This window comes from Brevundimonas abyssalis TAR-001 (assembly GCF_000466985.1).
GTDB lineage: Bacteria > Pseudomonadota > Alphaproteobacteria > Caulobacterales > Caulobacteraceae > Brevundimonas > Brevundimonas abyssalis.
Genome location: NZ_BATC01000078.1, coordinates 1 through 10,500, shown reverse-complemented (window position 1 = coordinate 10,500; position 10,500 = coordinate 1). Strand labels below are relative to the sequence as shown.

Annotated in this window: 9 protein-coding genes and 1 pseudogene; 4 read left to right on the top strand and 6 right to left on the bottom strand. The window is 70.1% G+C overall.

Annotated features, from left to right (window positions below; genetic code table 11):
• Positions 1-32: 32 nt before the first annotated feature.
• A pseudogene (locus tag MBEBAB_RS13675) lies at positions 33-1,206 on the bottom strand (aspartate aminotransferase family protein).
• Between the two features lie 123 nt (positions 1,207-1,329).
• A complete protein-coding gene (gene polA, locus MBEBAB_RS13670) occupies positions 1,330-4,275 on the bottom strand; it encodes a DNA polymerase I (protein ID WP_162471536.1) in 2,946 nt (981 codons plus the stop codon).
• A 157-nt stretch (positions 4,276-4,432) separates the two neighbouring features.
• Between polA and MBEBAB_RS13665 the strand changes: the two genes are divergently transcribed.
• Entirely contained in the window at positions 4,433-5,113 is a 681-nt protein-coding gene (locus tag MBEBAB_RS13665) for a DUF1013 domain-containing protein (protein WP_045319398.1), read from the top strand.
• 76 nt (positions 5,114-5,189) lie between these two features.
• Here MBEBAB_RS13665 and MBEBAB_RS13660 read toward each other — a convergent pair whose 3' ends face one another.
• Positions 5,190-5,363 carry a YdcH family protein gene (locus MBEBAB_RS13660; protein ID WP_021698578.1) on the bottom strand — a complete coding sequence of 58 codons (174 nt, stop codon included), beginning with the start codon at positions 5,361-5,363 and terminating at the stop codon, positions 5,190-5,192.
• Between the two features lie 114 nt (positions 5,364-5,477).
• Here MBEBAB_RS13660 and MBEBAB_RS13655 point away from each other — a divergent pair, with 114 nt between their 5' ends.
• Genes MBEBAB_RS13655 through MBEBAB_RS13645 form a run of 3 tightly spaced genes read left to right on the top strand, consistent with a single transcriptional unit; the run spans position 5,478 to position 6,832 of the window.
• Positions 5,478-6,092: a UbiX family flavin prenyltransferase gene (locus MBEBAB_RS13655; protein ID WP_045319397.1), complete on the top strand. Its 615-nt coding sequence runs from the start codon at positions 5,478-5,480 to the stop codon at positions 6,090-6,092.
• Positions 6,089-6,571: a TIGR02444 family protein gene (locus MBEBAB_RS13650; protein ID WP_021698576.1), complete on the top strand. Its 483-nt coding sequence runs from the start codon at positions 6,089-6,091 to the stop codon at positions 6,569-6,571. The genes MBEBAB_RS13655 and MBEBAB_RS13650 overlap by 4 nt, the downstream gene beginning before the upstream one ends.
• A 36-nt stretch (positions 6,572-6,607) precedes the next feature.
• Positions 6,608-6,832: a YdcH family protein gene (locus MBEBAB_RS13645; RefSeq protein ID WP_021698575.1), complete on the top strand. Its 225-nt coding sequence runs from the start codon at positions 6,608-6,610 to the stop codon at positions 6,830-6,832.
• Positions 6,833-6,855: 23 nt separating this feature from the next.
• Here the strand turns inward: MBEBAB_RS13645 and lpdA are convergent, their stop codons facing one another.
• From lpdA to MBEBAB_RS13630, 3 genes are all read right to left on the bottom strand, one after another.
• Complete coding sequence (gene lpdA / locus MBEBAB_RS13640; protein WP_021698574.1) at positions 6,856-8,289, bottom strand: dihydrolipoyl dehydrogenase; 1,434 nt, start codon at positions 8,287-8,289, stop codon at positions 6,856-6,858.
• Positions 8,290-8,406: 117 nt separating this feature from the next.
• Positions 8,407-8,877, bottom strand: coding sequence for a hypothetical protein (locus MBEBAB_RS13635; RefSeq protein WP_021698573.1), 471 nt, complete (start codon positions 8,875-8,877; stop codon positions 8,407-8,409).
• Positions 8,878-8,948: 71 nt separating this feature from the next.
• Positions 8,949-10,500: PAS domain-containing sensor histidine kinase (locus MBEBAB_RS13630; RefSeq protein WP_045319396.1), on the bottom strand; the 1,552-nt coding region annotated here is incomplete at its 5' end.

Here is a 10,500-nt window from a genome sequence, read left to right as displayed (position 1 = left end):
TCCCCCTTCTCCCACCGGGAGAAGGACTGATCTCACGCCGCCATTTTCTCCCGGGCGGCTCGCAGGTCTTTTCGAACTTCTCGACGGCCTCGCGGGCCTCGTCGAGGGTGAGGGTCAGGGGGGGCAGCAGGCGCACGCAGTTGTCGCCGCCGCCGGCCACCAGCAGGTGCTGGCCGTCGCGGGCCCAGCCCATGAACTCGCGGTTGTTGGGGACCAGCTTGACGCCGATCAGCAGGCCGCGCCCGCGCACGTCCACGATGATGTCGGGGAAGCGCTCCTTCAGACCGTGCAGCTGCTGGGTCAGATAGCCGGAGATCTCCGCCACATTGGCGAGGGTTTCCGGCCTGGCGATCTCGTCCAGGGCGGCATGGCCCACGGCCATGGCCAGGGGATTGCCGCCGAAGGTGGTGCCGTGCACGCCGGCCACCATGCCCTTGGCCGCCTCGGTGGTGGCCAGGCAGGCGCCGATGGGGAAGCCGCCGCCCAGCGCCTTGGCCACGGCCATGATGTCCGGGGTGATCCCGGCCCATTCGTGGGCCCACAGCTTGCCGGTGCGGCCCATGCCGGACTGCACCTCGTCCAGCACCAGCAGCACGCCGGCGTCGTCGCACCACTGGCGGATCTGGCGCAGGTCGGCGTCGGGGAAGCGCGCGCGCCGCCCTCGCCCTGGACCGGCTCGAGGATCACGGCGGCGGCGGTGGGGCTGTCGATGGCGACCTTGATGGCCTCCATGTCGCCGAAGGTCACCTGCACATAGCCGGGCAGGCGGGGGCCGAAGCCCTCCACATAGGACGGGTTGCCCGCCGCATTGATGGCCGCATAGGTCCGGCCGTGGAACGAGCCGTCAAAGCCGATGATGTCGATGCGGTCGGTGTTTCCGTTGGCGTAGTGATAGCGGCGCGCGGTCTTGATGGCCGCCTCGACCGCCTCGGTCCCCGAGTTGGCGAAGAACACCACGTCGGCGAAGCTCTCGGCCGTCAGACGGTCGGCCAGCGCCTCCTGCCCCGGAATGCGGAAGATGTTGGAGGTGTGCCACAGCTTGTCAGCCTGGTCCTTCAGCGCCTGCACCAGACGCGGGTGCCGGTGGCCGAGGGAATTGGTGGCGATGCCCGCCACGCAGTCCAGATAGGCCGTGCCGTCCGTCGCATAAAGCCGGGCGCCCTCGCCGCGCTCCACCTCGACCGGGGCGCGATTGTAGACTCCCATGAGATGACCGGACACGACGGGCTCCTTCCCTGAAAAGAAAACAGCCCCGGCGGGGCGCGCCGGGACCATGCAGGACGGTGTTGTCCGCTTGCGGGCGGAGGGAGTCAACACCGCCCCCTGGCCCTAGTGCGCCTGATCCCAGTTGGCGGCCGCCTTGGCTTCCACGTCGATGGGGACGGTGAGCTGGACAGCGGGCAGCGGGGCGGTCTCCATGACCTTGCGGATCACGGCCATGGCGCGGTCGGCCTCGGCCTCGGGGGCCTCGAACACCAGTTCGTCGTGCACCTGCAGCAGCATGTGGGTCTGAAGCCCCGCGTCACGCAGGGCGGCGGGCATCCTCATCATGGCGCGGCGGATGATGTCGGCCGCGGCGCCCTGGATCGGGGCGTTGATGGCGGCGCGCTCGCCGAACTGGCGCTCGGCGCCGGACTTGGAGTGGATCGCCGGCACATGCACCCGCCGCCCGAACAGGGTGGTGACATAGCCCTGCTCGCGCACCAGCGCCTTGGTCCGGTCCATGTAGTCGCGGATGCCGGGGAAGCGTTCGAAATAGGTCTTGATATAGGCCCCCGCCTCGCCCTGGCCGATGCCCAGCTGGGCCGCCAGACCAAAGGCGGAGATGCCGTAGATGATGCCGAAATTGATCGCCTTGGCCCGGCGACGGGTCTCGGGCGTCATCTCCGAAAGGGGCACATCGAACATCTCGGACGCGGTGGCCGCGTGGATGTCCAGCCCGGCCTTGAAGGCGGCCTTCAGCTCGGGGATGTCGCCGATGTGGGCCAGCAGCCGCAGCTCGATCTGGCTGTAGTCCGCCGAGATCAGCACATGGCCGTCCCGGGCGATGAAGGCCTGGCGGATCTGGCGGCCCGTCTCGGTGCGGATGGGAATGTTCTGCAGGTTCGGGTCCGATGAGGCCAGCCGCCCGGTGGAGGCCGCCGCCAGCTGGAAGCTGGTATGCACCCGGTGGGTCTCGGGATCCGCCGCCAGCACCAGGGCGTCGGTGTAGGTGCCCTTGAGCTTGGCCAGCTGGCGCCAGTCCAGCAGGGTGCGCGGCAGGTCGTGGGTGAGGGCCAGCTCCTCCAGCACGGACGCATCGGTGCCCCACTGGCCCGAGGCGGTCTTCTTGCCGCCCTCCAGCCCCATCTCGCCGAACAGGATCTCGCCGATCTGCTTGGGGCTGCCCAGATTGAACGGGCGGCCCGCCAGTTCGTGGGCGGTGATCTCCAGCTCGGCCATGCGCATGCCGAACTCGCTGGACAGGGCGCGCAGCCGGTCCGGGTTCACCCGGATGCCCGCGATCTCCATGTCCGCCAGCACCGCGGGCATGCCGCGCTCCAGCGTCTCATAGGCGTTGGTCAGGCCCTCGGCCGCCAGCTGCGGTTTCAGGATGCGCCACAAGCGAAGGGTCACGTCCGCGTCCTCGGCGGCGTAGCAGGTGGCCGGTTTCAGCTCCACGTGGCGGAAGCTCTTCTGGGCCTTGCCGGTCCCGGCCACGGCCTTGAAGGCGATGGGCTCGTGGCCGAGGTGGCGTTTGGCCAGCTCGTCCATGCCGTGGGGGTGCAGCCCGCCGCCCAGCACGTAGGAGATCAGCATGGTGTCGTCGATGGGGCCCACGGCGATCCCGTGCCGCTTCATCACCGCCAGATCGTATTTGATGTTCTGGCCAACCTTCAGGACCGACGGATCCTCCAGCAGCGGCTTGAGCTTCGCCAGCGCCTCCTCGATCTCGATCTGGTCCGGCCGGGCGCGGCCCGCGCCCTCGAAGTCCAGCCCGCCGCCGCCGTCCGCCTCGCCCGGATGGTCGTGGGTCAGGGGGATGTAGCAGGCGCGGTTCGGGCCGGTGGCCAGCGACAGGCCGCACAGCTCCGCATGGCTGGACGACAGGGAATCCGTCTCGGTGTCGAAGCCGATGACGCCCGCGGCCTTCGCCTCGGCGATCCAGACCTCCAGCGCCGCGAGGGTGGTCACGCACTCATAGGCGTCGGTGTCGAACAGGTGCGGCTCGGCCGGGGTGACGCTTTCGGCCGGGGCGTAGCGGGGCGTGGCCACCGGGGCGCTGACCGGTTTGGCCCGCAGCCCGCCGTTTGGGAAGGTGGCCCCGTTCTTCTCCGGCGCCTTGCCGTCGCCCACCCGCCGGGCCAGCGAGCGGAACTCCATCCTGTCCAGGAACGCCGAAAGCGTCGCCGGGTCGGGATCGCGCACCACGAAGTCGCTGATCGGCTCCGGCGCCGGGGCGTCGCAGGTCAGGCGCACCAGTTCGCGCGACAGGCGGATCTGGTCGGCGTATTCGATCAGGGTCTCGCGCCGCTTGTTCTGCTTGATCTCGTGGGCCCGCTCCAGAAGCGTGTCCAGGTCGCCGTATTCGGCGATCAGGGCCGAGGCGGTCTTGACCCCGATGCCCGGCGCGCCGGGCACATTGTCGGTGGAGTCCCCGATCAGGGCCTGCACGTCCACCACCCTGTCCGGCCCGACGCCGAACTTGGCCATGACCGCCTCATGCTCCAGCACGGCGTCCTTCATGGGATCGTACATGACCACCCCGTCGCCGATCAGCTGCATCAGGTCCTTGTCGGACGAGACGATCACCGCCTTGCCGCCCATGTCGCGCGCCTTGCAGGCGTAGGTGGCGATCAGGTCGTCGGCCTCGTAGCCGGGCAGCTCCACGCAGGGCAGGCCGAAGGCGGCGGTGGCCTCGCGCACCAGGGCGAACTGGGGGATCAGGTCCTCGGGCGGCGGCGGGCGGTGGGCCTTGTACTGGGGGTACAGATCGTTGCGGAAGGTCTTTTCCGAATGGTCGAAGATGGCCGCCAGATGGGTCGGCCCGTCCTCGCCCTTGAAGTCCCGCATCAGCTTCCACAGCATGTTGCAGTAGCCCTGCACCGCGCCCACCGGCAGGCCGTCGGACTTGCGCGTCAGGGGCGGCAGGGCGTGGTAGGCCCGAAAGATGTAGGCCGAGGCGTCGATCAGATACAGCCGCACCGGCGGCCCGTCCTGGGTCAGGGGACGGTCGATCGCAACGGTGTTCTCTGGGGCGCCTTGAGGGGCGGTGGAATCGGCGGGCTCGGACATGGCGGGCAACATAGTGCGCCGGGTCGCCGCCGTCAGCCGCCCGTTTCCTTTTGCCCGGAATGGGCGTATGGAAAGCCATCCGCGCCCGGCCGAAAGGTCGGGCGCCGCTGTTTTCAACGCCTGCTTCGCCGGGCCGCATTCCCAGGGGTTTCAACCCATGACCGACATTCTGATGCCCAAGGCCACCGCGGTCTGGCTGGTGGACAACACCTCGCTCAGCTTCGACCAGATCGCCGACTTCTGCGGCCTGCACCCGCTGGAAGTGCGCGGCATCGCCGACGGCGACGTGGCCCGCGACATCCGCGGCTCGGATCCCATCGTCAACGGCCAGCTGACCCGCGAGGAGCTGGACAAGGCCCAGAACGACGAAAACTACCGCATGAAGGCGGTGGTCAGCGCCCACGCCGAGCTGTTCAAGCCCGCCAGGAAGGGGCCCAAGTACACGCCCGTGTCGCGCCGTCAGGACCGCCCGGACGCTATCTCGTGGTTCGTGCGCAACCACCCCGAGGTGACCGACGCCCAGATCTCCAAGCTGCTGGGCACCACCAAGGCCACCATCGAGAGCGTGCGCAACCGCACCCACTGGAACAGCCCCAACATCAAGCCGGTGGATCCGGTGACCCTGGGCCTGACCAGCCAGATGCAGCTGGACGAGCTGGTCAAGAAGGCCGCCGAGAAGAAGGCCCGCGACGACGCGAAGAAGGGCGGCGGCGTGCTGGCCCCCGCCGGCGAGGCCGAGGCCCCGGTCGAGGAAGAACCCGAATTCACCCCCGAGGCCCGCGAGCGCCGCGGCGCCGAGCCCACGGCGGCGTCGGTGTTCGGCTCCAACGAGGACTGAGCCGGCCTCATCACCGAATGCAAAAGGCCCCGCCGGTGACCGGCGGGGCCTTTCTCGTTTTCAGTCGGAGGCGCCGCTAGTTCAGCCGCGCCTCGAGCGTTCGTATCTCTTCCTTCAGTCGGAGCTTCTGTTGTTTGAGCTCCCTGACGCGCAGCGAGTCGGCGCTGGGGTGGGTCATTTCCTGCTGGATGGTCTCATCCAGATTGCGGTGACGATTTCCCAGTTCGCGAATGCGAGCGTCAATGGCCATGCTTGCGCCTCCATGTTAAGGGACCAGACAATCCAACGCCCCTCGCGGCGACCTGTAGAATCACATTCCGGTGACACGGGCCGTCGCAGGGACATGGGGAGCATGGCGCCCAATATGGCCGATGATGTGAACAGAGCCGTATCCGGCGCCCGGCCGCGCCTGATCGTGGGAATTTCCGGAGCATCCGGCGTGGCTTACGGCGTCCGGACGCTGGACGCCCTGAACGATCTGGGCGTGGAAAGCCACCTGGTGGTCAGCCGCGCGGCGGCCATGACCCTGTCGCAGGAAACGACTCTTTCTCTCGCCGAGCTCAACGACAAGGCGTCGGTGGTCCACAAGATCGGCGACGTGGGAGCGTCCGTTTCGTCCGGCTCGTTCCGCACCCTGGGCATGGTGGTGGCGCCCTGTTCGGTGCGGACCATGAGCGAGATCGCCACCGGCGTGACCTCCACCCTGCTGACCCGCGCCGCCGACGTGACCCTGAAGGAGCGCCGCCGTCTGGTGCTGATGGTGCGCGAGACGCCGCTGCATCTGGGCCACCTGCGCACCCTGACCGCCCTGGCCGAGATGGGCGCGGTGATCGCCCCGCCCCTGCCCGCCCTCTATGCGAAGCCTGCCTCCATCGAGGCCATGATCGACCAGTCGGTGGGCCGGATGCTGGACCTGTTCGGTCTGGACTGGGCGCCGGTGCGCCGCTGGCAGGGCATGGCGGCGGACGCGCCGGAATGAGCGACGGGTTCTGGGACTGGGCCGCGGCGGCCTACGCCGCGCCCGGCGTGGCCGAGGAATGCCTTCATCTGCAGGATGTTCACGAACAGGCCGTCCCGCTTCTGCTGTGGGCCGCCTGGTGCGCCGAGACCGGCCGGACGCCGGACGAGGACGCCCTTGAGGGCGCCATCGACACCACCCGGGTCTGGGCCGACCATGCGGTGGTCCCGCTGCGCGAGCTGCGCCGCGCCCTGAAGACCCGCCGCCCCGACATGGCCGACGCCGACCGCGAGGCGGTGCGGGCCCAGGTCAAGGCCGTCGAGCTGGAGGCCGAGCGCCGTCTGATTCTGGCGCTGGAGGGGCTGGCCCCCGAGCCGGGCGGCAAGGCGCCGGCGACGGTCGACCTGCTCGTCCGCGTGGCCCGCCAATGGGGCGACCAGATCCCGCGCCCGGCGCTCGGCCATCTGGCCGAGGCCTTGGTCAAGCGGCTTCCGGCCTGACTCGGCCTTGGCTATAAGGACGCGGACGGGGGCTCCATGAACGACGACGAAGACCTTTCCGACACCGAAGAGCGCGAGCTGCACGACCGGGTGAAGGCCCTGCGTCAGGAGCACGCCGACCTGGACGCCGCCATCGAGGCCCTGGGCGCCGTGCCCGTGCCCGACCAGCTGCGCATCGCCCGCATGAAGCGCCGCAAACTGGCCCTGCGCGACGAGATCGTGAAGATCGAGGCCCGCATCCTGCCCGACATCATCGCCTGACGAGGCGGAGCGCGGGACCGAAATCAGGCCTGCATGATCCAGCCCTCGACGCCCATGGCGGCCTGCTTGAGGGCTTCCGAGCGCGTGGGGTGGGCGTAGGAGGTGCGGGCGATGTCCTCGGAGGCGCCGCCGAAGGCCATGGTCATGCAGGCCGCGCCGATCAGCTCGCCCGCCTGCGGCCCATAGATGTGCACGCCCAGGACCCGGTCGGTCTTCGGATCGGCCAGAACCTTCACGAAGCCCTCGGTCTCGTGATTGATCTTGGCGCGGCTGTTGGCGGCGAAGGGGAATTTGCCCTTCCTGAATTCGACGCCCGCTTCCTTCAGCTGCTCCTCGGTCTTGCCGACCCAGGCCACTTCGGGGGCGGTGTAGATGACGCTGGGGACCAGGTTGTAGTCCGCATGGCCCGCCTTGCCCGCGATCAGCTCGACGGCGGCCACGGCGTCCTCCTCGGCCTTGTGGGCCAGCATGGGGCCATAGGTCACGTCGCCGATGACCCAGACGCCGTCCTGACCGGCCTTGAAGTGGTCGTTGGCGATGAAGCCGCGCTTGTCGGTCTCGATGCCCACCGTCTCCAGCCCCAGGCCCGCCGTGTAGGGGCGGCGGCCGATGGCCACCAGCACCACGTCGCCCTTGAGGGTCTCGGCCTTGCCGCCGGCCGCGGGTTCAATCATGAGCTCGACGCCGTCCTTGACCACCTTGGCGCCGGTGACTTTCGTGCCCATGCGGAAGGTCATGCCCTGTTTGGTCAGGCCGCGCTGGAAGGCCGTGGCCACCTCGGCGTCCATGCCCGCGCCGATCTTGTCCAGATACTCGACAACCTCGACCTCGGCGCCCAGACGACGCCAGACCGAGCCCAGCTCCAGCCCGATCACGCCCGCGCCGATGACGATCAGCTTCTTCGGCACCGCCGACAGCGACAGGGCGCCGGTGGAGTCGATCACCTTGCCCTCCACGAACTCCACGCCCGGCAGGGGGGTGGGCTCGGAGCCGGTGGCGATGATGATGTTCTTCGCGGCCACGGTGGTCTTCGATCCGTCGGCGGCCTCGACCTCGACCTGGCCCCACTCCCCTTTTCGGCCGGCGATGCGGCCCCGGCCCTTGAGCCAGTCCACCTTGTTCTTCTTGAACAGGAACTCGATGCCCTTGGTCAGCTGCCCGACGCTGTCGTCCTTCTGCTTCATCATCTGACCCAGGTCGAGCGCGCGGTCGCCGACCTTGATGCCCAGCCCGGCGAACGCCGTCCCGGCCGCCTCGTACATTTCGGAGGCGTGCAGCAGGGCCTTGGAGGGCATGCAGCCCACGTTCAGGCAGGTGCCGCCCAGGGTGTCGCGCATCTCGACGCAGGCGACCTTGAGGCCCAGCTGTCCCGCGCGGATGGCGGCGTTGTAGCCGCCGGGCCCGCCCCCGATGATGACCACGTCATATTGCGGAGCGGATTGGGGGGCGTCGGCCATGATGAGTCCTTGAGTTTCGGCGGGGAGGCGCGCGCCCGCTCATAACCCGGGACAGGCGGCCGTCTCCACCCCTGATATGGCCTCAGCGGCCGCGAGGGCAAGCCGCCGCGTCCGGTGTCAGGACGTCAGCTGCCCCGGCGCGCGGCTGCGGCGCACCCGGCGGCTGGCCGCCATGACCAGCAGGCCCACCAGCACCAGAGCCGCGATGACGATCCATTGCGGGTCCAGCCCCGCCGGGGCGGGGACGGCCTCGGCCGAGCGCGCGGCGATGTCGGCGGAGACGCCCCGATCCGGGCTCATGGCCAGCCGCAGCACGATGTCGGCCAGAAAGCCCAGAAAATAGGCGACGACGGCGCGGGGATTGCCCGCCCCCAGCAGCAGGGCGCTGACCAGATAGAGGACCACCGCCCCGATCCACAGAGCCGCGGTGGGCAGGTCACCGCCGGAATCCAGCGCCACAACGGCGCCGGAGCGCGCCGCCGCCGTCTCGGGACCCGCCCCCTCGAGGAACGGCGAGATGAACGGCCAGGCCAGCCAGCCCGCATAGCCGATCACCACCATGACCAGAATGAACCGCAGGATCTTCATGACCGCCTCCCTGTTCCCTCTGGGCGCAGCCTAGCAGCAGACGGGCGCTGACAGAACGGCGAAATCCCGGTTCAGGATTCCGCGGCTTCGGCCTCGGGCGCGGCGGGGGCGGTTTCCGCGGCGATTTCCGGCGCGGGCGGCAGGATCAGGGCGGCCTCGGTCCCCTCGCCCGGCGCGCTGTCCATGGACAGCCGCCCGCCCGACTGGCGCGCAAAGGCGTAAGCCTGGGACAGGCCCAGACCCGTGGCGCCGTCCCGGGTGGTGAAGAAGGGCTCGGAGGCGCGGGCCAGGACGTCGCTGTCCATGCCCGGGCCGTTGTCGCGCACCGACAGGCGCCACTGGCCCTCGGGCGTCTCGTCCAGCCGAACGGCCACGGAGCCGCGCCCCTCCAGCGCCTGAACGGCGTTGTCCAGCAGGGCGCGCACGGCGCCGTCGAAGGCGGCCGGGTCGATCACCGCCTCCATGGGCCGGTCGGGCGCCTCGATCATCAGGTCCACGTCCTCGCCCGCCATGTGGCGCAGGGTCGGCTCCATGCTTTTCAGCAGGACCGACAGGTCCAGCCGGTTCATGACCGCGTCCTCGCCCTGGCTGAAGGCGGCCAGACGCCGGGTCAGGGCCTCGCCGCGCCGGCCTGCGTTCAGGGCCGCGCCGCCCAGACGGCGCACCCGGTCGGGCTGGTCCGCCTGTTTCAGCAGCATGTCGAGGGCGCTGGTCATGACCCCCAGCAGGGCCGAGAAGTCGTGCGCGACGCCGCCGGTCAGACGGCCCACGTTCTCCAGCCGCCGCGCGGCCGTCAGCTCGGCCCGGTCCTCGGCGGCGCGGTCCTCCAGCGCGGTCAGGCGGGCGCGCGCCTGCTCCAGCTCGGCGCGCAGGGCCTCGGTCGGGTCGTCGGTCGTGTCTTCAGCGGGGATTTCGGGCAGAGGCTCCGGCGTGCGTTCGCCCGCCAGCAGCAGGGCGCCGTCCTCGCCCGGCAGGGCCAGGATGCGCCAGGTCAGGCCCGAGGCCGCAGCGATCGGCGCGGCCGCGCCCGGATCGGCGGCGCGGGCGGCGTTCAGGGCCATGCGGCCCTCCGTACGCTCGTCCAGCGCCAGAAACAGGTCGGCGAAGTCCAGGCCCTCGACGGCCCCGGCGTCCAGGCCGTGGCGCTCCAGCGCCGTGCGGTTGGCCTCGCGCACCCGTCCGTCCGCATCCAGAACCACCAGGGCGCTGGAGGCGGCGTCGAACACCCGCCGGGTCAGGCCGGGATCGACCGGGGCGGCGACGGGCTCCGGCGCGGGCGCGGGTTCGGGCTGAATCAGGCTGTCGGTCTCGACGATGGCGGCGGTGGAGCCGATCACCTCGCCCACAGGCCCGACGATGGGCATGGCCGTGACCGAGACCAGCATCTTCCGGCGGCTGGAGGGGTTGGCCATGATGTGCTGGAAGCCCTTGACCGTCTGGCCGCGCAGGGCCCGGGCGCTGGGCAGCAGGTCGGGCGGCACGGGGCGGCCGTCGGGATAGGTGATGCCCCAGGTGGCGGAGTGAAAGCGCAGGCCCAGCAGCTCGGCGTCGCGGCGTCCCAGCAGCTGGTGCGCGGCGCGGTTGGCGAAGATGAACTTGCCGCCCAGGTCGGTCTCGACAAGG